At 37.7% G+C, this 23,711-nt stretch carries 17 protein-coding genes, 5 pseudogenes and 1 riboswitch; of the genes and pseudogenes, 8 read left to right on the forward strand and 14 right to left on the reverse strand.

The window, feature by feature from the left end; all coding sequences use genetic code 11:
* Window positions 1–116 precede the first annotated feature (116 nt).
* Window positions 117–692, forward strand: coding sequence for a dihydrofolate reductase family protein (locus BANVL01_RS03350; protein ID WP_066089807.1), 576 nt, complete (start codon window positions 117–119; stop codon window positions 690–692).
* A gap of 44 nt (window positions 693–736) precedes the next feature.
* Window positions 737–1,129, forward strand: a complete 393-nt coding sequence (locus BANVL01_RS03355; protein ID WP_066089810.1) for a hypothetical protein — start codon at window positions 737–739, stop codon at window positions 1,127–1,129.
* Window positions 1,130–1,362: 233 nt separating this feature from the next.
* On the opposite strand, the gene BANVL01_RS03360 is transcribed toward BANVL01_RS03355, so the two are convergent.
* The 8 genes and pseudogenes from BANVL01_RS03360 to lipM all read right to left on the reverse strand — a co-directional run bounded on the left by BANVL01_RS03360 (window position 1,363) and on the right by lipM (window position 10,146).
* Window positions 1,363–1,716: a disulfide bond formation protein DsbD gene (locus tag BANVL01_RS03360; protein WP_235845477.1), complete on the reverse strand. Its 354-nt coding sequence runs from the start codon at window positions 1,714–1,716 to the stop codon at window positions 1,363–1,365.
* A gap of 807 nt (window positions 1,717–2,523) precedes the next feature.
* Window positions 2,524–4,155 carry a P-loop domain-containing protein gene (locus tag BANVL01_RS03365; protein ID WP_066089816.1) on the reverse strand — a complete coding sequence of 544 codons (1,632 nt, stop codon included), beginning with the start codon at window positions 4,153–4,155 and terminating at the stop codon, window positions 2,524–2,526.
* Window positions 4,156–4,577: 422 nt separating this feature from the next.
* Window positions 4,578–5,180 (reverse strand): annotated as a pseudogene (locus BANVL01_RS03370) (ribonucleotide reductase barrel domain-containing protein); the annotation flags it as partial.
* Between the two features lie 296 nt (window positions 5,181–5,476).
* Window positions 5,477–5,992: pseudogene (locus BANVL01_RS03375) on the reverse strand (ribonucleotide reductase barrel domain-containing protein); the annotation flags it as partial.
* Window positions 5,993–6,052: 60 nt separating this feature from the next.
* Window positions 6,053–6,988, reverse strand: a complete 936-nt coding sequence (locus BANVL01_RS28855) for a restriction endonuclease (RefSeq protein ID WP_066089824.1) — start codon at window positions 6,986–6,988, stop codon at window positions 6,053–6,055.
* Between the two features lie 205 nt (window positions 6,989–7,193).
* Window positions 7,194–7,847: pseudogene (locus tag BANVL01_RS03385) on the reverse strand (ribonucleotide reductase barrel domain-containing protein); the annotation flags it as partial.
* Window positions 7,848–8,193: 346 nt separating this feature from the next.
* Window positions 8,194–8,982, reverse strand: a pseudogene (locus BANVL01_RS03390) (ribonucleotide reductase barrel domain-containing protein); the annotation flags it as partial.
* A 327-nt stretch (window positions 8,983–9,309) separates the two neighbouring features.
* Window positions 9,310–10,146: a lipoate--protein ligase family protein gene (gene lipM, locus BANVL01_RS03395; protein ID WP_066089830.1), complete on the reverse strand. Its 837-nt coding sequence runs from the start codon at window positions 10,144–10,146 to the stop codon at window positions 9,310–9,312.
* Window positions 10,147–10,340: 194 nt separating this feature from the next.
* Between lipM and BANVL01_RS03400 the strand changes: the two genes are divergently transcribed.
* Window positions 10,341–10,724, forward strand: coding sequence for a rhodanese-like domain-containing protein (locus tag BANVL01_RS03400; protein ID WP_066089833.1), 384 nt, complete (start codon window positions 10,341–10,343; stop codon window positions 10,722–10,724).
* Between the two features lie 69 nt (window positions 10,725–10,793).
* Here BANVL01_RS03400 and BANVL01_RS03405 read toward each other — a convergent pair whose 3' ends face one another.
* The 4 genes from BANVL01_RS03405 to gcvT form a co-directional block, all read right to left on the reverse strand.
* Window positions 10,794–11,804, reverse strand: coding sequence for a DUF3231 family protein (locus tag BANVL01_RS03405; RefSeq protein WP_066089836.1), 1,011 nt, complete (start codon window positions 11,802–11,804; stop codon window positions 10,794–10,796).
* A 117-nt stretch (window positions 11,805–11,921) separates the two neighbouring features.
* Entirely contained in the window at window positions 11,922–13,382 is a 1,461-nt protein-coding gene (gene gcvPB, locus BANVL01_RS03410) for an aminomethyl-transferring glycine dehydrogenase subunit GcvPB (protein WP_066089839.1), read from the reverse strand.
* Complete coding sequence (gene gcvPA / locus BANVL01_RS03415; RefSeq protein WP_066089842.1) at window positions 13,375–14,721, reverse strand: aminomethyl-transferring glycine dehydrogenase subunit GcvPA; 1,347 nt, start codon at window positions 14,719–14,721, stop codon at window positions 13,375–13,377. The genes gcvPB and gcvPA overlap by 8 nt, the downstream gene beginning before the upstream one ends.
* Window positions 14,722–14,742: 21 nt before the next feature.
* Window positions 14,743–15,843 (reverse strand): glycine cleavage system aminomethyltransferase GcvT, encoded by a 1,101-nt coding sequence (gcvT, locus tag BANVL01_RS03420; RefSeq protein WP_066089845.1) that lies wholly within the window; start codon window positions 15,841–15,843, stop codon window positions 14,743–14,745.
* Between the two features lie 183 nt (window positions 15,844–16,026).
* Window positions 16,027–16,115, reverse strand: a riboswitch (glycine riboswitch).
* Between the two features lie 152 nt (window positions 16,116–16,267).
* On the opposite strand from gcvT, the gene BANVL01_RS03425 reads away from it, so the two are divergent.
* From BANVL01_RS03425 to comGA, 3 genes and pseudogenes are all read left to right on the forward strand, one after another.
* The gene (locus tag BANVL01_RS03425) at window positions 16,268–17,956 is read left to right on the forward strand and encodes a DEAD/DEAH box helicase (RefSeq protein WP_066089848.1); all 1,689 of its coding nucleotides are present in this window, start codon (window positions 16,268–16,270) and stop codon (window positions 17,954–17,956) included.
* Window positions 17,934–18,725 carry a YqhG family protein gene (locus BANVL01_RS03430; protein ID WP_066089851.1) on the forward strand — a complete coding sequence of 264 codons (792 nt, stop codon included), beginning with the start codon at window positions 17,934–17,936 and terminating at the stop codon, window positions 18,723–18,725. The genes BANVL01_RS03425 and BANVL01_RS03430 overlap by 23 nt, the downstream gene beginning before the upstream one ends.
* A gap of 116 nt (window positions 18,726–18,841) precedes the next feature.
* Window positions 18,842–19,642 (forward strand): annotated as a pseudogene (comGA, locus tag BANVL01_RS03435) (competence type IV pilus ATPase ComGA); the annotation flags it as partial.
* Between the two features lie 488 nt (window positions 19,643–20,130).
* On the opposite strand, the gene BANVL01_RS27150 reads toward comGA, so the two are convergent.
* The gene (locus BANVL01_RS27150) at window positions 20,131–20,298 is read right to left on the reverse strand and encodes a hypothetical protein (RefSeq protein ID WP_156482179.1); all 168 of its coding nucleotides are present in this window, start codon (window positions 20,296–20,298) and stop codon (window positions 20,131–20,133) included.
* A 293-nt stretch (window positions 20,299–20,591) separates the two neighbouring features.
* Here BANVL01_RS27150 and BANVL01_RS03440 point away from each other — a divergent pair, with 293 nt between their 5' ends.
* Window positions 20,592–21,878 (forward strand): hypothetical protein, encoded by a 1,287-nt coding sequence (locus BANVL01_RS03440; RefSeq protein ID WP_066089855.1) that lies wholly within the window; start codon window positions 20,592–20,594, stop codon window positions 21,876–21,878.
* Window positions 21,841–23,085 (forward strand): SIR2 family NAD-dependent protein deacylase, encoded by a 1,245-nt coding sequence (locus BANVL01_RS03445; protein WP_066089860.1) that lies wholly within the window; start codon window positions 21,841–21,843, stop codon window positions 23,083–23,085. Before BANVL01_RS03440 ends, BANVL01_RS03445 begins: the two co-directional genes overlap by 38 nt.
* Window positions 23,086–23,530: 445 nt before the next feature.
* Here BANVL01_RS03445 and BANVL01_RS03450 read toward each other — a convergent pair whose 3' ends face one another.
* The gene (locus tag BANVL01_RS03450) at window positions 23,531–23,710 is read right to left on the reverse strand and encodes a hypothetical protein (RefSeq protein WP_066089863.1); all 180 of its coding nucleotides are present in this window, start codon (window positions 23,708–23,710) and stop codon (window positions 23,531–23,533) included.
* Window position 23,711: the final 1 nt, after the last annotated feature.

Consider the following 23,711-nt stretch of genomic DNA (forward strand, 5'->3'; position numbering starts at 1 on the left):
TTAATTAGTTTTAACTTATAGAATTTTTTATCGAAATTTATAAAAAATTGGTTATACTTACATTGAAGGTAAAGAAGTATAAAAAAATATCCCTCATGAACAAAGGAGAACTAAAAATGAGAAAACTCGTTCTATTTCTGCACGCATCGCTTGACGGTTTTGTAGAAGGGCCGAATGGTGAAATGGACATTGGCTGGGTTTCCTACGATGCTGATTTGGAGAAACACGCGAAAGAAATTCTGAGTACTGCCGACACTGTCATTTGGGGAAGGGGGACTTATCAGATGATGCACAGTTACTGGACATCTGTGCCTTCGAACCCATCAGCTTCGCAGTATGAACAGAATCATGCCGAGTGGATCGTGAAGACAGCCAAAATCGTTTTTTCCACGACGCTGGAGAAAGTCGAATGGAATAATTCCAGACTGGTGAAAGAAGATGTCGAGGAAGAGATCAATAACCTCAAACAGCAGCCAGGCAAGGATATGGTCATCCTCGGCAGTCCTAGGTTAGCACACTACCTTATGCAGCTTGATTTAATAGATGAGTATAAAATTACGGTTTCTCCCGTCCTGATCGGCAGCGGGTTGCCGTTATTCCAAGGTCACAAGGAGAAGATCAATCTTAAACTTATCGAAAACAAGACATTTGATTCTGGAGCCATAGCCCTCGTTTACCAGACGGTGAGATGACCTTGTCTAGTGTGAAGAAATTTTATACTAACGGAGGGTATGAAATGAAGATTTTGTTTGATGAAACATACACTTCAAAAGACGGAAAGCTTACAAGCAGGAATATTTGGTATGGATATGCTGATATATCTGTTGATGGTCACCATGGAAAAACCATTAAGCTTAATGAAGATTTTATGGATCAATTATGCGAATTAATAAAAAATGACTTATCTAAGAATGCAGCAAATGCGCCTACTCAAACTAACTGGTATTTCTATGGAAGTGCTGTAACTAAGGACGCTATTGGAGACAATATCCGTCCGACAATTATGGTTCGTGAGAGATCTGACGAGTTTATAACTAATTTTAATATCAGTGACCATGATTTTGCTGTAAATATTGATGCTATTCTGTTGTTTAAGACGGATTTTGAAAAACGTTTAGCGAGTCATTGATGAGTAATATAAGTATAAGCATATTCAAACTATTTGAGGGGATGATTCCATAATGAATTCATTCTCCTTTTTCATGTGGTGGGAGTCTTTTTGTGTGAGGAAAAGGCCATTTAATAATACAGTTTGTGAATAATTACACTTAAATTAGACTCCCTATAGTTGAATAAGAAAAGTGAAGCTTATTCAACTCCCGATTATTGAATATGGATTCTTCAAAAATTCTTATACTCTATCTACCTTTTTTTTGAATTTAAGTCTTCATTTACTTTATAAACAATACTGCCAAATGTAAACTTAACAGGGTATAGAGCAACGATTACAGCAATAATTTGACTAAGTGTTTTAATCCATCCTTGAAGATGTAATACATCATTGATTAAATAATTAGCTAGTTGAATAAGTGCAAATACAACAATTACAGATATAATAAATGAAAATACAACGGAAATCGATTGAGATCGGGAAAGTTTTTTTATCTTTTTTAAGTTCTTGATACTACCATCGCTAATTGAAAAACAAAGATACGTAACCGGAAGCCATAACACGTAGATATCTAAATAGCCTAATCGAATCCATGAAGCAGCCAACCCTATAAGCAATACCCATCCGATTATGTTGAATACTTTTTTATTCACTTAATCACCATCCTATATATTTTTAAGATAATAAAATTTCAACTACAGACTGTTTAAGGGCCAATTTATTCAATTAAATGGCCTTGATTGTTCAACACAAGTTAAACAACACTCTTCAACAAACCTGATTCGTCAGCTTAAGTATAATCCTTCACACTCTCTTCTGTACCGCTCATAAAACCTTTTAAAAAAAGTTATGAATCTTGTTCCCCCTCGCTTTTGCATTTGAAATAGTGGAGTACATAATTCGCAAAAAAAACTGCCGATAAACTTCTCGGCAGAACAAAATGTCCGTTACAATATTTTCCTTAATTTCAGTCACACTTATAGTCACACTCTAAACGAAAGTCACACTTTTTTAAACCAAATCGGGAAGAAAGGGATTGATTAAGCTCAATTAAAAAATGGCTTAAACCGCTGATTTGACAAGTTTTCATAGTATTTTCAAAGGCTTTTAAAACAACCCTTACAAAAAATCATAAGGTGAAACGTTCTCCATGTAGCTTTAAAATAAAGTTTGATCAAAAACACGTCACAAATCCACATCTTACTGTAACTTAATAGAACCCGTTTTGAAAAAAAGATTGATCAAAACGGATTCTTTCTTTGTGAAGCATTGCACAATTTTTATAAAAAAGTTTGATAATTTTCTAGGTATTATCTTCAACAATTGCACCCGATTGCCGAATATTTAGGATATGTCTTTCACTAATTACCTTAACTATTTGATTATCAAGATAATCAATATTTATGTCGTAATCAGAGGTGTTCAGGGGGCTCAATCTGAATAGAATTCAAATGTTTCATTCGGTTTATGACAGATAATACTTCATTAATTCTGGGTAATTCAAGCCATCTTTCGAAACCGGGAAAAAAGGAAGAAAATACAATATCCACTCCTTCTCTCTCCATATCTTCGAGAGCTTTTTTGATCTTTTCATGAAGAAAGATGACGCGATCCTGATTACTTATAGCGATTTTTCGAATTAAAAAGGCAATAGCCGCAAGCTGGGCGTGTGATGTAATATTGTAAAGCCCTCTGATATCAATTTGTTCATCACCTATCACCATGTATCCCATGGTTGAAACCATCAGCTTTTCTGTACCACTCCCCTGTGGATAGCTCGAAAAGTGATTGGTGGTTATTTTTCTTTCTATCTCCCATTTTGTAAGGGGGATACGTTCACGTGGTTTGTCGTGTTCACATAAATTTTTTGCTTCCTCGGTTACGTTTTTTGGCACAAAATTGTCCATCAGGATGATTTGATCGGCAACGGATAAAAATTCACCGCTACCTCCAATAACAAGAACGGAAGATACGTGGGCAGCCTCATAAAGCTCCCTGACGCGTTCCGTAAAAGGTGTAATGGGTTCATGCTTGATTAATGAACGCATTTTGATGTCTTGAATCATAAAGTTGGTTGCACTTCTGTCTTCATCAATAAGAAGAAGCTTACACCCGAAGTTGATTGCCTCCATTATATTTGCGGCTTGAGATGTGGAACCGGAGGCGTAGTCAGTCGAAAACTGTTCAGCCGAACTATTGGGTATCCATTTTATGAAAGGCGTAATATTGATATTTTTTATGGAACGGCCTTCCTCTGCAGATATTTCCATTGCACTTTGATCTGAAATCACAAATTCTCGTCCGTCTCCTATGATGTGATTGTAAATCCCCGAATTTAGTGCATCCAGCAATGTGCTTTTACCCGAATAACCACCGCCGGTGATGACCGTCACACCATGTTTTATCCCCATTCCTCGCAAACCACAAATTTCAACTTCAACATCTTCCGGGGATGTAAAAGGCAAGGCACCCTCCAGTGGCCCGCGTTTGTCTTTATTTCTTGGCAAAATGCTGCCATTCGCAATAAACGCAGAATAACCATTGGATTTTAGCCATCTGCGAATCCTATTTTGTTTTTTTACCAATTCAAAGGCAGCATTTAATTTGATGAGATCAAACTTGGCATTAAACTCCTCCACTTCTTTTGGAACCATTTTGCAAAGCATGCGCATAGCTTTATTATTATTCTTGAATGGAAGTTGAACTGTAATCATTAAGCATAAATACCATTTTTCCGAGATGACTTCGACATAGGATGCATTACGTTGCAACAACACATTGGTTGGACGAAAACAATAAAAAGCACCATTTTCTTTATCAGAACGTGACCGGTTATAAATCAATTCATTTAATGCCTCAATATGATCACCCCATTCTCTTAATGCAAAATCTGAGAGAACAACTTGATCCATATTTTCATCTAAGCCGAGACGTTCAAAAGGTATTTTTATGGTAATACATGGTTTATCCAGTGTGAGTCTATGTGTCGGTTCAATGTAATAGGCAACATCATTATTCCAATAGATTGGGTCTTCATAAATCATACTGTAAGATGACTGTCCGGATTGTAATGAGCGAAAATATTGAGCGAGTCTTTTAATAAAGCATCATCCTTTCATATTTGGAAAGCGGGGAATAACGGAAAACAAAAAAATAACAGCCACTCCGTAAGTGGCTGTCATAGACCGGCAAGAAAGCTTAAACGTTCCTTCTGCCATATAAAAAGCCCTGAGAGTGAATCATACCCTCAGAGCCTAATGTATTCGTAAAAAAATAACTAAAAAGCAATATGAGGATATGACGTATATTTTTTTGTTTTCATTATCCTCACCTCATTACGATTTATTTTTACTGCAACACAATCTTAACATTAATTTAACCATTTGAAAAGAGGCTGTGCATGTCACTTTTCGCACGGGGAACCATTTCCCTAAACAACTGAGGCGGCTTTATCCCCTAGAAAACTCTATAAACCACACTTTAATTGTGCACCACAATTGGTACAGGTATTACACCCGCCGATTTCTTTTACATTTCCTTTGCGGCAGACTGGACAAGTGTTCCCTACCTCTGAGCCAATTGTTACATCTGTTGAACGAAGATCACTGATAGTGTCAACAAGAACGACATGCTGCTTTGGTTTTTCATCAAACATCGATAATTGTTCATTGGTATTTTCTTCAGCTTTAAGTGTTAAAACCTGAGAATCCCTTGAGCCGTCCACATAAACTGTTCCGCCTTTGGCACCTCCGCGGTATAAGCGCTCGTAAACTTTTTCTACCTGTTCTACGCTATACCCTTTCGGCGCATTTACGGTTTTACTGATTGAGCTATCAATCCAACGCTGAATCACACATTGTACGTCTGCATGTGCTTCTGGGGCTAGCTCCATAGCTGCTACGAACCAGTTCGGAAGATTGTTTGCATCAGCTTCTGGGTGCTGATCCAAGTACTCTTGTACGATATCTGCTTTTACTTCTATAAATTTACCTAGACGACCGCTGCGGAAATACGAGAATGAGAAATAAGGTTCTAATCCGGTCGATACGCCAACCATTGTTCCAGTACTCACGTTTGTTACTCTCTATAAAGATTATATAGAGGGCGGGATTATTAGTACCCGCTCCATACGTCGCCATATGGGTCAGACTATATCACCAACCATTAAAAATGGTTGCTCAGCGTTTAGTCGTTGAGGGGTCAGCCACGACTTCCCTGCGGATTGTCTGGTAGGAATTTCACCTACACTCTTACATTTTTACCTATTTACAGTTGGCAAGACTAGGTAGTAAGAGATACGCCAGGGTTTCCCGCATACAGCTAAGTTTACGCAGCGCTCTTACGAACACTGGGGGCAATATGTTTACCCGTCGGAGCAACAGTTAGCAAATGTGAATTTCTTATTCCGTTATCTAAAATTGATTGACGGACATCTTCAGGCATTTTTTTCATAAAGCCTGTATCGATGAAAGCTTGTCGTAACCGATTTGTATCATTTTGTGAATTACCAGTTAAGAATGGGAAACTTCCCTTCTCTTTGGCTAATTCTATTGATGTCCGATAAGCTGTTGTAGCAATTGTTTCAAATACTTCATCAACAAGTTTGTTCCCTTCAGGTGAACCATACTCGGTTTCGCAATAGATAAGTAAATCGTGTAAGCCCATTACACCTAGACCGACACGGCGTTCACCATGTGCTTGCTTTTTATTTTCATCCAGGAAGTAAGGGGTAGCGTTGATGACATTGTCCTGCATCCGGACGCCGACCGCTACTGTTTTCCTTAACTTTTCAAAATCAACTGTTTTCGTTTCCTTGTCTGCCATTTCTGCAAGGTTAACAGCTGCAAGGTTACAGACTGAAAATGGTGCGAGAGGTTGCTCCCATTTTGTTATCCTATTGGTTTTTTATCCAATAGATCTTACAGTTCAATTCCTGTAAGTTCAGCATACCTTTTCATTACACACATTTTGCATAAACTTAATTAATTCTTTTCTTCCTTGATCCTCACCAAAAACTGCCTTGGATATGACTCTCATATCTTTCACATCAAACAGTTTTTCGATGTCTTTCAATAAAGGCTTAATAGTGGTTTTAATCCTATTTAAGGGAGTCGCAAGAACAATTTCTCTGTGATCATTTGACCATTGAATTATATATTCTTTAATATCATCATGAATTTCTTTTCTTTTTCCCACATAAATATCAGTGGCTCTTTTTATCGCGTCTTTTCCAGCACATGATTGACTACAAAATTTTTGAGGGGATGTTTCAATTACAATAAATTTCTTTTTGCACTCTAAACAAAATCTGGTTTGCCTTCTCTTTTTTAATTTTCCTTTTTGAGCTAAACCAGAATTTCTTAATCCCTCCAGCATTCTTTGTTTTGCAGTACCATCACTTGCCCATAGCTTTTTTGTATGCTCACCTATTTTTCTTTTCGAATCATTATTATGCTTTAGATTATAATGGCCATTAAGTTCACCATAAGCAGCTTTATTTATAGTAGTATTACTTGAAGTTATCCATTCATTAATTGTTGATGTTAAAGAAAATGGTAACTCTTTATAAAGCTTTAATAATTCTTCATAAGAAATAAGTTCACATTTGATATTAAATTTTTCTTCAATGGTATTTAAAGAATTCCTTGCATTATTTTTTGCTTCCTTGTTTCTAGATTTTATTTCCACTATCTTTTGTAGCCTATTATCTTTGTCGTAAAGAAAAAAATCCGGCTTATACATTTTATAACCTAAATCAAATACCTTTTCTTCGTATCTCCAATGAATCGAAAAATAATCAAGATATTTAGCATATGCGTATTCGTAAGAACTTCTTAAATAATGTCCTTTATAAAAACCCGCATACCCTCTATTCACTTTAATCACCTTAATCCTATCAATTCATTATTTGATTATGGTTTTTGTGTGTAATGTTGCGGCCTCGTGGATGGATTATATTCTGCTTTGCAGGTTCACCATCTATGCGTTGCCCCTGACTAGACTTTTGCATCTAGCCTTCGGTTCGGATTCCCAATCTCAGGGTTCCCGCTTCATTCCGCAATTTTTAACGTGAGGCAAGCTATTCACCACACGGATTTGTAGCAACGACTTGCTGTCCATATGCTTTAGCATTTGTCATGTCGTTTGCGTTATCAATGAAAAATATTCCCGGTTCTGCGGAGTAGGTAGCGCAAATATTAATTAAATTCCATAACTCTTTGGCTTTGATTTTTTTGTAAACGCGCACCTTGTGACCGAGTTTTTCCCACTCACGGACGTCCCCAATTTGATGCCATTCTTCATTGTATATTTTCATTTCCTCTTCGTTGTAGTGTTCAACATAAGGAAAACGCAGCTCATATTCACCGTCTTTTTCAACAGCTTCCATAAACTCTTTCGTTAAACAAACGGAAATGTTTGCTCCAGTTAGGAATTCAGAATTATGAACAGTATAGTTACCACCGGTCGCTAATTTTTCTTCTGCTTCTGCAATGATCTTTTCATCAAATCCACCATAACCTGGAATGTTTTTGTAATTCGCAATTCCCTGGTACATTGCCGTTTCCTGTAATGTTAGAGGAGTGAATTTAAGTTTATCTTTTGCATGTTTTTTAATCGTTTCATCGTTTGTATTTTCAATTAAGAATCGTAGAATTCTCGGATTTTGCATTTTAGAAATAATAAATTCAATAATATCTGGATGCCAATCCGTCAACATGATCATTTGCGCTCCACGCTTTTTTGTTACTACTCAAAATTGAGCGGCTAGGTCATTTCTGCCTAGCTCTCATGCTTTCACATGAGATCAGAACTATATCATCAAAGATTAAATCTTTGTCTCGTGCCCTGAAATTCCGTTACCAGAATAACAGTTTACTCTTTCCATAGTGGTTTACCGTAGGAAATTTTAATAGTCGTTGAACGTTCATCTCCGTTTCCAGAGAAACTTCGCTGCTGATTGCCCAATCCTTATCATTTTCAAACCTTCACGCTCACCGTTGCCAGTCACGTTGTGGTTGATAAGGCTCTAAGGGTGTTCCAGCAATTCACGAGATTTTAATCCCGCCGTTTGGAGCTAGTTAACGGGATCCACCCTGCTCAACCAAATGCGTCAATTTTGCAATATCATCCAGCCATGAAACCGATCCAGATGATTTTCCATTTACGCCTCTTGCTAAGGTGTTTCTAGGTCTCAAAGTCGATCCATTCGTGCCGACACCGCCGCCGCGGCTCATGATCTCCATTACCTGCTTACGGTGGTCAGAGATGCCTTCACGTGAGTCCGGAACGAACGGCATCACGTAACAATTAAAAAATGTCACATCCGTATTTGCCCCTGCACCATACAGGACGCGACCCGCTGGAATAAAGTTCATCGTAACAAGCTCTTGATAGAACTTTTCAAACCACTCTTTTCGCTTCTCTTCGGTTTCTTCCACCATCGCTAAGCCTGTGGCATTCCGCTTCGCAATTTGCTCGTAGAAAAGCTCTAACGGCTTTTCAATGATATCCAGTGACCGCCAAATAAGTCCTGTACTCGTTTCCTCGGGGTCATCGAGTACACCCCTGAATTCCTCATCCACCAAAACCTTTGCTTTTTTCCTCTCCCAATCAATTTCCATAATGGTACCAAGGCCGCGGGCTGGAAATTTTGGATCCTCTTTAATGGTTAAAACAACAAAGTCGCCATTCGTGAGGGTAATTTTTGCTGTGTCTTTAAAGGTGTAACGGTCTAACATGACCAAACGTGAAACACCCTTGTGAGTTATTTTCATATCTGGGGTTACCGGGTGCACTTGAGGGAAAAGGCGGATATCCTCATTCAACCTTTCAAAATCAATATTCATTTTTTGTCTAAAAACTACAGACATGAGAACAACTCCTTCGATTAATTTCTCTACCATGTTTTAGATTCTAGTAAGTTATGCCTTATCTTGTTGTCTTAATATCCATTAGGTTAACATAGAGAAAGACCCTAAATCAATATATAGTACCGAAAATATTTTCGACACCACTATATATTGTATTTAAGGCAAATAACTATTATTTTGTCAAACTTTAAAAAAACTAGATTATGGAGGAAATTAAAGGATTCAAATGGTTTTCACCATAAAACAGGAAATTTTAACAAATTTCGCACCTTGCCACTTTTTAAAATAAGTAATAAAGCAAAAAGCGGCATTCGCCGCTTTCTGAAATTACCGTTTAAAATTCCATTCATCACTTTCATAACGCTCACTCGCTAACTTTTGAACGTAGGCCAGTTCTTCCTCCGTAAGTTGATATGATTCAAGCTCAATATTCAACCCTTCAGCAAAGCCTTTATAAAAAGCATCTTTTGCTTCCTCGAGTGAAACCCTTCGTGAGCTAATCGCATTGATAGCCACAGCTTTATCCTTAAAGGCCTTCTTCATTCGTTCCTTGACCCGGTCATTTGAATATTTAAATAGACTGAAAAGCTTATCTTCGTCTAAATCCAATAGAATCGAGCCGTGCTGCAGAATAACACCCTTTTGCCGCGTCTGTGCACTTCCTGCTACCTTTCGGCCTTCGACGACAAGCTCATACCAGCTCGGGGCATCAAAGCAGACAGCGGAGCGAGGATTTTTCAACGCATCCCTTTCCTCCGGAGTTCTTGGAACCGCGAAATATGCCTCAAGCCCTAAATGGTGAAAACCTTTTAATATTCCTTCCGAAATGACCCGGTATGCTTCAGTAACGGACTTAGGCATTTCCGGATGTGCTTCTGACACAATGACACTATATGTAAGCTCATGTTCATGAAGGACTCCACGTCCGCCAGTAGGTCTTCGGACAAACCCCAGCCCATGCGCCTTTACTGCCTCCATATCAATTTCTTTATCCACGTTTTGAAAATAGCCTACAGATAAGGTTGGAGGGTTCCAGCCATAGAAGCGGATCACCGGCGGGAATTTTCCCTCGCTGTGCCAATCAAGTAACGCTTCGTCTAATGCCATATTAAAAGATGGTGAACTATTACCCGTATCGATAAATCGCCAAACTTCGTTATTCATTTAAAAACCTCATTTTTATAAAGTTACTTCGAATTTTAGTCTACCAAAATCTGATAGGAATTCAAAATGAGATGTTTCTGGTATAATTAAATTAGGCAAAAATAAAAAGATTTTTCCTATTCATCTTTATCTTTATGGCAATGACTTATATAATAAAAACTAGTGCAAGAAAGCTTGAAAGGAGCAAAAAGAAGTTGAGTTCACTTTATGTCTTATTAATCATCATTGCAGCAGTAATCATCTATTCCGTTTTTACCTATTTCTATCAGAAGAGGATTGTTAAAACGGTAACCGAAGAAGAGTTCCGTGCGGGATACAGAAAGGCACAACTAATAGATGTTCGGGAAGCAAATGAATTCGATGGCGGCCATATTTTAGGGGCACGTAATATCCCAATGTCCCAGATGAAAATGCGAATGAAGGAAATTCGCCAGGATATGCCTGTTTACTTGTATTGCCAAAGTGGCATGCGCAGCGCACGTGCAGCACAATTTCTACACAAAAAGGGCTATAGAGACCTAACCCAGCTGCAAGGCGGGTTCAAGAAGTGGTCTGGCAAAGTAAAAGTGAAAAAGTAACATCAAAAGAGGATGTCTCAAAAAGGTCTGATCCTATTGAAACATCCTCTTAAACGTTAATTCCCATCTTTATGAACTAGTCAGTTTTCGTCTATCTTCGATTTGCGGCGGCTCCTCCATCCATCCGTTTTTAATCATGATTTCCCCGCCTTTTTTGGCAAAAGAGAAAATGTCTAATGCAATCCGAGCCATTGTCATTGGTAAATCACTTCGTAAGCTAAATGCTCCCCCGAGTGCATTACTCCCAAGACCAAAAGTGCTTAACAAGTTGGTGATATACATCATCAGCTTATCTGAAAATGGGGCAACAGTGGAATCGGTGGCTTTTCCATTAGGTGTAGCCGGTGGTTCAATAAAATCCTGCCGTAAAAATTCTCCTAATGTGGTTTCAATTTTCATTGATAAATTCATGCCCTTAACAAAATAGTCTTTCACCTGTTTATCTTTTGCAACCTGGGCGAAGCCAATCATTAATTGCAAGCCTACTAAGTTTGTCTCAATCGCATGATAAATCAGTGAAACTTCAATTGTATTTAAAGATCTTGTCTTATTTAAGATGTTAAAACCTGATAAATAATCTTTATCTTGAACAAATGTAACCTCTTTTGGCATTGACACAGCTGGCGAACGGACTAGAACCCCCTTCTCCAATAGAATTTGTGTCGCCTGATCTAATTCCTCTTGGGCGTTATCAGTCAATTGCATAAAGAAATTTCTGATATCTTTTCGGAAAGACATGGTTGAATAGAGAGCAAAAAGACTTATACCAATTTTATCTATCATTTGTAAAAACATTAAGTCATAAAGATTACCAAATAATTTAGGCTTATTTTTATAGACATCATTTTCAGTAAAGCCAATTGGGACTACTGCTCCCTCTTCCTCAAATATAGTGCTTATTGTTTCTACGGCTTGTTTCGAAAAATCATAACTTGATTGTAATAGTTGTTGAATTTCTTGCTCTTCAACATGTTCAAGTAAATGTTCGAGCACCCTCATAAGCATCGTTTTGTCCTGATAGGTCATCCAAAGGTTTCCTAATTCAGATGCTGTCAATGGAATATGGTTTGAAACCGCCATTTTTTGCCCTCCTTGTCTTATTTTTATTATTTACCTAAGAATGAAAAAAAATAATAATCACCTTCAAGAATGAAAAAAAAGAGTCAGATTCACTATCCGAATCTGACTCAATCCTTTTTAATTCTTTTGATATTTTAAAATTGGCTTACGCGCTGCCAACGTTTCATCCAAACGACCAACAACCGTCGTATGCGGTGCCTCTTGAACGATTTCAGGATTCTCTTCCGCTTCTTTAGCGATTTGAATCATAATATCGACGAAAGAATCAAGTGTTTCTTTTGATTCTGTTTCCGTTGGTTCGATCATGATACATTCTTCCACATTTAACGGGAAGTAAATGGTTGGTGGATGGTAGCCGAAATCAAGCAGGCGCTTCGCAATATCCAATGTGCGCACACCCAATTTTTTTTGGCGTTTACCGCTAAGGACAAACTCGTGCTTACAATGTTTATCAAATGGCAAATCGTAATGCTCAGCAAGTCTTCTCATCATGTAGTTAGCGTTTAATACCGCATATTCCGTTACCGCTTTTAAGCCGTCAGGACCCATGGAGCGGATGTAAGTATATGCCCGAACATTGATGCCAAAGTTGCCGTAGAATGGCTTCACACGGCCAATTGATTGCGGGCGGTCATAATCCAGCACAAACTCCTCGCCGCGCTTCGAAATAATTGGCTTCGGAAGGAATGGAATTAAATCTGCCTTGACTCCAACCGGTCCTGAACCAGGTCCGCCGCCGCCATGTGGGCCAGTAAAGGTTTTATGAAGATTTAAATGGACAACGTCAAAGCCCATGTCACCAGGTCTAGCTTTTGAAAGAACTGCGTTCAGGTTCGCTCCATCATAATAAACCTTTCCGCCTGCTTGGTGAACGATTTCAGCGATTTCGAGAATTTCCTCTTCAAATAGTCCAAGTGTATTTGGGTTTGTAAGCATAAGGGCGGCCGTATCTTCCCCGACAACCCTTCTTAAATCCTCAAGGTCAACAAGACCCTTATCGGTTGATTTGACAGTAATCGTATCAAAGCCTGCAATCGTCGCAGATGCCGGGTTCGTGCCATGGGCGGAATCTGGAACGATTACCTTTGTTCGCTTCATATCACCGTTTGCTTCATGATAGGCACGGATTAGCATTAATCCGGTCCATTCCCCGTGCGCGCCTGCCGCCGACTGTAATGTCACTTCATCCATACCGGTAATTTCAATTAAATGCTCCTGCAAATCGTATAACAGCCCGAGCGCACCTTGGACAGAGCTTTCGTCCTGGAGCGGATGTACATGGGCAAAGCCGTTATAACGGGCAACATTTTCATTAATTTTCGGATTGTATTTCATCGTACAAGAGCCTAATGGATAAAAACCTGAGTCTAGGCCATGGTTTCTCTTCGAAAGAGCGGTATAGTGACGCATGATATCAAGTTCAGATACCTCTGGAAGCTCAGCTTCCTCTTCCCGTATATACCCCTCCGGAAGAAGGCTGACCAAATCTAATTCTTGTACATCCATTTCAGGGAGACTGTATCCAATTCGTCCAGGTGTACTAGATTCAAAAATGAGTGCTTGATCATGATTATGCATGCAAATCCCCCAATTCTTTCACGAAAGTATCGATTTCTTCCTTCGTCCTTTGTTCCGTTACAGCAATCAGCATATGGTTAGCAAGCGCTGGATAGTCACGTCCTAAATCATAGCCGCCGATCATCCCTTTTTGTAACAGCTGCTGATTTATTTCCTTCACAGGTTTGTTTAATTTAACGACAAATTCATTGAAGGAATGGCCATCATAAACGACTTCAAAACCGGCTTCTTTAAAAGCAGTTTTGGCATAGTGAGCCTTCTGTAAATTAGCGGCAGCCATTTCGCGGACACCTTTTTTACCAAGCGCTGTCATTGCTACAGATGCTGCAAGGGCATTTAATGCTTGGTTCGAACAAATATTGGATGTGGCTTTTTCACGGCGGATATGCTGCTCACGCGCTTGGAGTGTTAACACAAATCCACGTCGGCCTTGATCGTCTACCGTCTGTCCAACAAGACGGCCTGGAACTTTTCTCATTAATTTATTCGTGACAGCAAAATAACCGCAGTGTGGTCCGCCAAATGCAGTTGGGATTCCAAAGACTTGAGCATCGCCAATAACAATATCCGCCCCAAATTTGCCCGGAGGTGTTAACAGCCCAAGGGATAACGGATTGCTGTTGACCACAAACAACCCCTTACTGGCATGGGTGATTTCTTCTACTTCTTTTAACGGCTCGATTCTGCCAAAGAAGTTCGGATATTGAACAATAACCGCTGCCACATCATCATTAACTAATTCTTTTAATACTTCAACATCTGTTACGCCATCTTTTACAGGCACTTCTACTACTTCTAGATACTGTCCTTTGGCATATGTTTTCAGAACGTCACGATACTCAGGATGAACGGCACTTGAAACGAGAATCGTTTTTCGTTTCGTATGGCCTGCACTTAACATCGCTGCCTCAGCAAGTGCTGTTCCGCCGTCATACATCGAGGAGTTGGCCACATCCATTCCCGTTAGCTCGCAAATCATTGTTTGGAATTCAAAAATCGCTTGCAGTTCGCCTTGAGAAATTTCCGGCTGATAGGGTGTATAAGCAGTATAAAATTCAGAACGAGAGATAACATGATCCACGATGACAGGCATGTAATGGTCATAAACACCGGCACCTAGAAAAGATACATTCCTTTTAAGGTCGGCATTGCGGTCCGCTAACATAAAAAGTTCCTTCATTAATGCCGTCTCAGACTTTGCCGCTTTAATCTTATACTCACCCTTAAATCTTACTTTCTCAGGGATATCGCTAAACAGTTCATCAATCGAGGAAACACCAATCGTATCAAGCATTGCCCTCTTATCTTCTTCAGTCATAGGTAAATAGCGATGTTTCATAAACCTAACTCCCTTCATGTTTTACTTTTCTCTTTTATAAAAAGGTGTTTGAACTACTGCAGCTTTTAAACGTTTGCCGCGAATTTCAACTTCAACCTCAGTATCAAGACCCGTAAATTCAGTTTTAATGAGTACAAGGCCAATATTTCTCTTTGATGTAGGCGGCTGTGTGCCAGTTGTCACTTCACCAATCAGCTCATCACCTTTATAAACAGGGTAACCGTGACGAGGAATTCCGCGGTCAATCATTTCGATACCGACTAACTTTCTCGATAAACCATTTTCCTTTTGCTGTTTTAGTGCTTCTTTCCCAATAAAATCAGCTTCTTTATTCAATTTCACTGCAAAGCCAATCCCCGCTTCAAGTGGAGAAATTTCTGGTGAAAGCTCCTGTCCGTAAAGGGCTAAATTTGCTTCAAATCTTAGCGTGTCGCGAGCTCCCAACCCAACAGGCACGACGCCTTCTTCTTCTCCTGCGGTTAAAATCGATCTCCAAAGTTCAACAACATCACTTACATCACAATAAACCTCAAAGCCATCTTCACCGGTATAGCCCGTCCTTGATACAAGTGTCTTTTTACCTTTTATAATCACTTCTTGTTGAAATTTGAAAAAGCCGATTTCACTTAAATTGGTGTCAGTTAGTTTTTGCAATATTTTTTCAGCAAGTGGTCCTTGAAGAGCGAGCTGAGCCGTTTTCTCTGACAGGTTTTCAATGCTGACATCACCTTCTAAATGCTCTTCCATCCATTTGTAATCCTTTTCGATATTGGATGCGTTTACAACAAGCAGATAATGGTTGTCTTCAATTTTATAAACAAGCAGGTCATCAACTGTACCGCCGTTTTCATAGCACATCGCGGTGTATTGAGCCCCGCCATTTTTTATTTTGGATATGTCATTGGTCATTATTTTTTGCAAGTAGTTTAAGCTGTCAGGGCCTTTTACTTCTACTTCTCCCATATGGGATACGTCGAATAAGCCTGCACGAGTACGAACGGCTTCATGTTCTTCCTTTATGCTTGAGAATTGAACTGGCAGCTCCCAGCCTCCGAAATCAATCGTTTTTCCGCCGTATTCCTTATACACTTCAAAAAGCGGAGTACGTTTTAATTCAGTCACGATAAATCCCCCTTTAATCTTTTGATACTTGAATTAGTTGAAAAAACCAAAATGGCTCATATAAAAAAGGACAGAAACCTCCCTTGAAACATAAGAAGGTCTCTGTCCTTGCACCTGAAAGTTTACCTAAAATGGCTTTCCCCTTTGGTGGCTCACAACACAGGTGAGCTCTCTCCAGAGCTGCGTCAAACAAGAGTTCTTTTGCCTGAGAGATTCACATCATCTGCTTGCTCCTTCGGCGCTACAAAGGTAGTCTCTCCCCTTGTTGTCATTCGCATTTATAATATTATCCAATTTGGTCATACTAATTATACTTCTCAATAACATTACTTTATTAAAATATTTTAAACTTTCAAAGCTATTTTCATCCTACCATTAAACCAATACTTGGGCAATATATTTTGTAGGAATAGGAGATGAAACTATGTCGGTTCAAATTGAATTTGATTCCTCCTGGCAGGATGATTTTTTACATAGAATTGAGCATGATGGTCCATGGGGGAATTGGGAGCTTTTTAAACTAGCAATTGGCGTCGAAAACCATCTTGTCATCCCAGAGTTTGAGGGCTTAATGGCCCCTAGTCATTTGTCAAATCTAACCCCGCTCCCCCACCAGCTCGAAACGGCTAAACAGGTAATTGAAAACATGAATGGAAAAGCCATTCTAGCTGATGAGGTTGGACTAGGAAAGACAATTGAGGCTGGATTAATTCTGAAAGAATATATGATTCGAGGACTAGTAAAAAAAGTGTTAATCCTCGTACCAGCCTCTCTAGTTACACAATGGGCGATTGAATTGAATAGCAAGTTTTTTATTCCAGCGATTACACAAAGAAAAAGCTATGTGTGGGAACAGTGTGATATCGTTGTTTCCTCCATTGATACAGCCAAGCGCAATCCTCATAGAGAGATCATCTATAAGCAAGATTACGATTTAATTATCATCGATGAAGCCCATAAGCTGAAAAATAATAAAACGAAAAACTATGAATTTGTCCAAAACCTGAAAAAGAAATTTTGTTTATTATTAACGGCAACACCGATTCAAAATCGAATTGAAGAAATTTTTAACCTTGTTTCCCTGTTAAAACCGGGACATTTAGGCAGTGAGACTAGCTTTTACGAAAAATATAAACGCGATGCACGGTCGTTAAATGATGATGAACATTTAAAGGAATTAGTGAACAAAGTCATGATTCGAAACCGGCGTGCCGATACGGGCATTGAATGGACAAAAAGGCATGTTGAAACCATTCCGATTGAGTTTTCAGCAGCTGAGAGGGATTTATATGAATCGGTAACTGCCCTTAAAAGTGAAGGAGATTGGGTGCAGGCGAGCTCTTTCTCGGTAATGACCTTGCAGCGCGAAGCCTGCAGCAGCAGGGAAGCTGTTTTTTATACACTTAAGAATATGCTCCAGAAGAAAGAGAATCCGACACCAGCCTTTGAGAATCAAATCCAATACCTGATTAAAAAAGTCGAAGCCGTCGGGCAGAATTCGAAGGCAGAAAAGGCCCTTGAATTGATTCAGAAGGTAGATGATAAAGTGATTATTTTCACTGAATATCGCGCCACACAGATGTACCTTCAATGGTTTTTAAAGCAGCATGGCATCTCCTCCGTCCCCTTCCGCGGCGGGTTTAAGCGTGGCAAAAAGGATTGGATGCGGGAATTATTCCAAAAGCATGCCCAGGTTCTCATTGCAACTGAAGCGGGCGGCGAAGGAATTAACCTGCAATTTTGCAACCATATTATTAACTTTGATTTACCATGGAATCCGATGCGACTTGAACAGAGAATTGGCAGGATTCATCGTCTCGGCCAGGAAAAGGACGTCATGATCTATAATTTCGCGATTAGAAATACGGTTGAAGAACATATCTTAAAGCTTCTATATGAAAAGATTGAGTTATTTGAGCGGGTCATCGGCGAACTCGACGATATCTTAACAAAGCTTGAATTCGGCAATATCGAGGATCATTTAATCGATATTTTCGGACAATCCGCATCAGAAGGCGAGATGAGAATTAAAATGGAAAACCTATCATCCATGATTGAGTTTGCGGAAGGAATGAAGAAAGGAGAATCACATGCAGCAGCAGGAAATTCATAATTTTCTTTTGAACTATTTTCAGGCAAATGAATGCCCAATCCTTGAAAACCATCCAGGATATATAACCATACAGTTAACCATTGAACTTGATAAAGAACTCATGAACCGCCCATTTTACTGGCATTATTTAGAGAAGACGGGCGGGATTCCGAACCCGATGAGCCTCACCTTTATTACCAACAAGGAGGAAGCTCCTGAGAAATTAAAGGGTGAAATCATTCATTTTGGTTCACCAAGGCTGCATCAAATTTTTGATTCGACAAAAAGTTTATCCCGTTACATTCGTCTTTATGAAAACCATCAGTACCATAATAGTCAAACCCCTTTGCTGCCATGGCTGTGCATGAATGTGAAAATTTCTTATCAATGTGACCGTAAGCGCGATGTTTTTAAGTCGATCGGCCTTCAGCTGATTAATGGACAAATGGTCGAAAACTTCCACGACCGCCTGCAGCAAATAACGCTGACGCCAAAAATACCGGACTATTCCTTTACCCTATCCCCGCTAGTAAAGCCAAAAAGCGGGATGTCGAGAATTGAAAATTATCTGAGATCAGTAATTGAGGGAGAAGAACATTCATGGGCCGAGGAAGCAAGAATGCGCTGGAATCAAGATTTGCGGCTTTTAGATCATTTTTATGAAGACGTCGAAGAAGAAAATGAGAGCTATTCAACAGAAAAAAAAGCCCTCCAGGAACAATATGAACCCAAAATCAACATCTCCTTCATCAACGGCGGGCTCTTTTATCTAACAGAAAAGGCAATATAAGGAATAAGGTGTCAGGCACCATGTGAAATTTTCACATAGTGCCTGACACCTATTTGTCAAAAAAAATAAAATAATTTTAAATTTAAAGAAGGAAAAGGTGGAATGTTGTCGAATATATGCAGGGACAAATTAAAAAGGTGGTGTTACTCATTGTTAGTGCTATTGAAATTTTAGCAAATCGGATTGTTACTGATGCAGCACGAAACCAAGCGACAGATATTCATATCGTCCCAAGGAAGAAAGACACACTCGTTCAGATCCGTTTAACGAACAAACTTATTCCCCGGCTATCCCTTCCTAAGGATGAATGCGACAGATTAATCTCACATTTTAAATTCACAGCCAATATGGATATTGGTGAACGACGACGCCCGCAAAGCGGCGCAATTTTTTGTGAAGTTGACGGACAATTAATGGGTCTTAGACTTTCAACACTCCCATCAAACAACAGAGAAAGCCTTGTGATTAGGCTTTTACCTCAACAAGAACAGATTCCTTTTCATCAGCTCTCATTATTCCCTGCAATGACGCGAAAACTACTAGCACTTCTTAAACACGCACATGGATTAATCATCTTCACCGGGCCAACCGGCAGTGGCAAAACCACAACACTTTATTCGCTATTAAACGAAACGGCCCACTTATTTCACCGTAATGTCATTACACTTGAAGATCCAATTGAAAAAAACTATGACTCTGTCCTGCAGGTCCAAGTGAATGAAAAAGCAGGTGTTACTTATGCTGCCGGCCTTAAGGCGATTCTTCGCCATGACCCCGACATTATTATGGTTGGTGAAATCAGAGATGCAGAGACTGCGAAAATCGCCGTCCGTGCGGCACTCACCGGGCATTTGGTGCTTTCGACGATGCATACCCGGGATGCTAAGGGCGCAGTATATCGTCTCCATGAATTCGGTTGTTGTGTGTCACCATCCTTGGCATTGTGTCAACATCCCTGTCATCCTCTCAACATCCTAGGCACTCAGAATACCCCAATCCCCTGATACAACAATACTTCGTTTCAGAATGGTTGTCATCGTGAAGATTTCTTCAAATTGTATTTTAAAAGGAAATTCATTGTTTGGCATTAGCAAAGTATTATGCCATAATGCTTGGCGGAAGGAAATTCAAAACTTGGCACAAGAATAATAAATGATCAGTATCCATGGCAAAATATAATTCTATATATGGCACAGGAACAATTTACTTTCAAATTGCTTGGCAACGAATGTCATGATTCATAAAGGTCGAATAGCCATACAAGTTAATCGAGCTTATTTTGGATGTGGAATTCTTTCCTAAATTAGTTTGTGTTGTATAATTAAAAATCCTATTTATTCCACAGAATGAAACAGAAAGTTTATTTTCTTCTTTTCAAAAATCAAATCGTTCAAATAAAAAGCAACTACCTTAATTTTGGCAACTGCCTTACTTTTATTTCCATTCTTTTTAATAAAAACCTATTTGGGTTGTTTTTATTGTGATTATCATCTATTTTAGTATTCTTTAATAGGTCATTTATCTTTTTATTTGCTTCATTTTTGCCTATTTTTAGCATCAGATCATCAAACATGGCTACGGTTTCGACCTCCAAAAAATATTCTAGATTTGAAGAAATTCAACATCTTGTTGTATAATTTTAATTTTTCTCATCTACTTCTTTTTCCGCCTGTTTAAATTTCTCTTCGAATTCCTTCATTAATTTATTAAATATATCATCGAACGATTTAGACACATCTCCATACCCCAACAACAAATTTATATCTAATAGGTATGAGATATCAGTATTATTCATAGTACGGGGTTTGTTATAATAAGAATTGGAGTAAATAGCTAATAGTATAGAGAGATATTGGGGGAATGTTTTTGGAAAAGCAGCTTGTACCCGACTTCTTAGGAACTAAGTTTATTGATTATATTCATTTTAAGCGGTTCAAAGAGCTTATGAAAGAAAGACTTAATTATAAAAATAATAAGCCAAAGGATTTTATTAGTTTCTATTCTGCATATTTAGATGATCAGAAAAACAGGGATATAAATGCCGTATTATTTGAACATATTTTCTATGGACAATTAAAAAATATTACAGTTCATAAATTAATATTAACTAAAAAACCTAGCATTAAAGATTTTAAAAAAAATACTAAAAAATTGTTTGACTTCTTTCAAAGTGATTCCATTCCTCCTAATGTGAAAAGGAAAATGTCGGAAGATGGCTTTTATGTTATGGACAGCTTCAATGTATCTGTAAAGGGAACAAAATTTTTGGCTGGATATGATTTTGTTGAGGATGAAGATAACGTAAAAAGTGCAAGGTTTTTAATTGGAAGAGTCGTTCCCCGAAAGAAAAAGGACGGGAAAATTAGAAACGAATACTTATTGGCTGGTGTAGAAATTAATTTTGAAGAGAAAACGTGCCTCATTTTAAATCGGAACTTGACTGGAATTAATTTTGAAAGTGAGGAAGAAGAAGACCTTGGTCATACCATAAAACAATTTCATGACTGGGTAAAGGAAAAAATATTTTTCCATTTTTCTCTTAAAACGAAGTTAGATGTAAAACAGGATCGTAAGGGTATGTATAGTTTATGCAAGATGCTCTTTGACCAACTTGTGTCTGAAGATCGAAATAAAATTAAAACTATGGCAGATAATGAAATAAGCAGTATGACTAATCGCCTCTTTAAGAATTTAGATAAAATGGGTGAAAAGTCTAATAAAAAACAGAAGAGTGATTTCATAGAAAAAATTCACTCTTTATTATTAGGTATTTATGTAAGTAACAATCTGGATGATGAAAAATTAGTCAAGAAGGCTAGGGACTTAGGCTTAATCGGCTTTCCGACTAAAATATCATATAAAAATGAAAAGGCAAATAAAAGCTCAACTGGAACTTCTGCTGCACAAAATCCGATCGCTAGTTCTGACACCTTATATAGCCTATATACTGACTTTGAAAATGCAAAAGAGCTTCAGCAATGGTCAATGTCATGGTTTTACAAAATTGTGGATACGAATGATGTTGATGTAGTACAAACAACAATCTATACAACAACTGAACAATTTAGAATAATATTTAAAGCTAGAAGGCATTTGAATAAGGAGTTTATATATCATGTCGTTAGAAACCTTGATAGCCACCGTCAGTACTGATTTAGGAATAGATAAAAGTGACACAACCCGACTGCTATTTAATATGGTGGAAACAGTCGGTCGTCAAAAATTCACCTTACGTACTTTTGAAGGTGTTTTCAGCCCATTGCAAATTGATTTTTTTATAAAACGGACAACAGATTTTAACTTTCTTGATGTTCAAATTCATTATGAATGTTTTACGTACAATGATGACTCCATTGCATCAGATATAAAAGATAATTGCAGATTTTGTAGAGAACCTATTGAGGGCAGTTTAAAACATGAAATTGAATACTTGTATGTATTAAAAGATATTTTTATAAATGAGATTAGAAATATGATGAAAAATGTTTTACAAGAACATTATTTAGTATGGGATTATAAAAAAAATTTAGACATGCTTAAAAAAGAAAAAGATTTGCTAATTCCATTTATTGGTGCTGGGTTATCTATGCCATTTGGTCTTCCGAATTGGGGAGGATTGTTAGAGTTGCTTTCTGAAGAGAATCTGCCGAAATTACACCAAAAGGAAGCCTACAAAGAAATCATGGAATTAGGCGATTATTTAGAAGCTCTTGATTATTTGCGAAAAGTTTCCCCCTATATATCGACAGAAGAACAAATACAAGAAGAGATTAGTGGCATAATTGAAAAAGAAAAAAATTTAAATATCCTTGATGAAAATCATAATTATTTTGATTTGTTAAAGCTAAATTCAAATTTTTATATAACTACCAATTATGATTTATGCATAAGTGACTTTCTGAGCAGGGAACATGAATATACAGTGCCGTTAACAATCAAAGAAGTTCAAAATCCAAAAAAGTTAATGCAAGGTCAAAATCAAGTCATCCATTTACACGGTCATGTGAAAAAGTTGGAAACCATGATTGCTTCAAAGAAGAGTTATCAAGATTTGTATAAAGATGAAAAGTTTCATCTGTTGTTGGCGTCTATTATAGGTAATCGCCCTCTATTATTTATTGGATTTTCATTCTCTGACGAATTCTTTCAGGATTTATATAGGAAGTTAAATGCAACGTTAAAAACTTATCATTATATTGTGCTTATTAATCCTGAGCTTAAAGATGTAAAAAAATTCATTGAAGATAACATTAAAGTAATTGGGCTTAATGTAAAAATAAATGATAAAGGAAAGACTGACTATAAAGACTACGTAATAGCACTACGATCATTAATTAATTATTTAATTGATGATAACTGAAAATTGGTTATCATACCCTTATTGAAAATATTAAATTGTTCAAAGAAGACGAAATAATACGAAGGATATATTTTGAATGGCTAAATTAATCAAAGTTTACGTCAATTTATTAGGGGCTTAATGATTGAGATCGTTAATATTAGAGCATGGTTTCACTTGTAGCGTCTTATGTAATTGAAGAGAATATTAAATTAAATAAAAAAATCCTACATATTTTTTTTATCAATTTGCACAGTACTTTATTTAAACGAGTTAGGTTACTGAATCTTTTTCAAATCTAAATAAATGTTTATTCACTTATCAAGTTGATCCATATTAAGAAGAAGAAGACTGTTAAGAACTTATTATTTTGCTTTAATCTATATTGCTTGTTAATTGAGAATACAAAAAAACAAAGGAACTTTGATTTTTTAAGTCCTTTGTTTTTTTGCAAAGCTTATTTATTTTATCTTTCTCTGGCTTGTCGCTTATCTTCATTAATTATATCAACCAAATATTGTAAAGTTTCTGGATTTGTACATTTATCTTCTACATCTAAACTATTAATTACCTTTGTTAGTATTTCAACTGTTACAAAGTCGTATTCTTCAAAAAGATCCTTTTTAATGTTTTCTTTCCCGTTCATT

Origin of the sequence: Neobacillus novalis NBRC 102450 (genome assembly GCF_001591805.1) — a bacterium.
GTDB classification, from domain to species: Bacteria; Bacillota; Bacilli; order Bacillales; family Cytobacillaceae; genus Neobacillus; species Neobacillus novalis.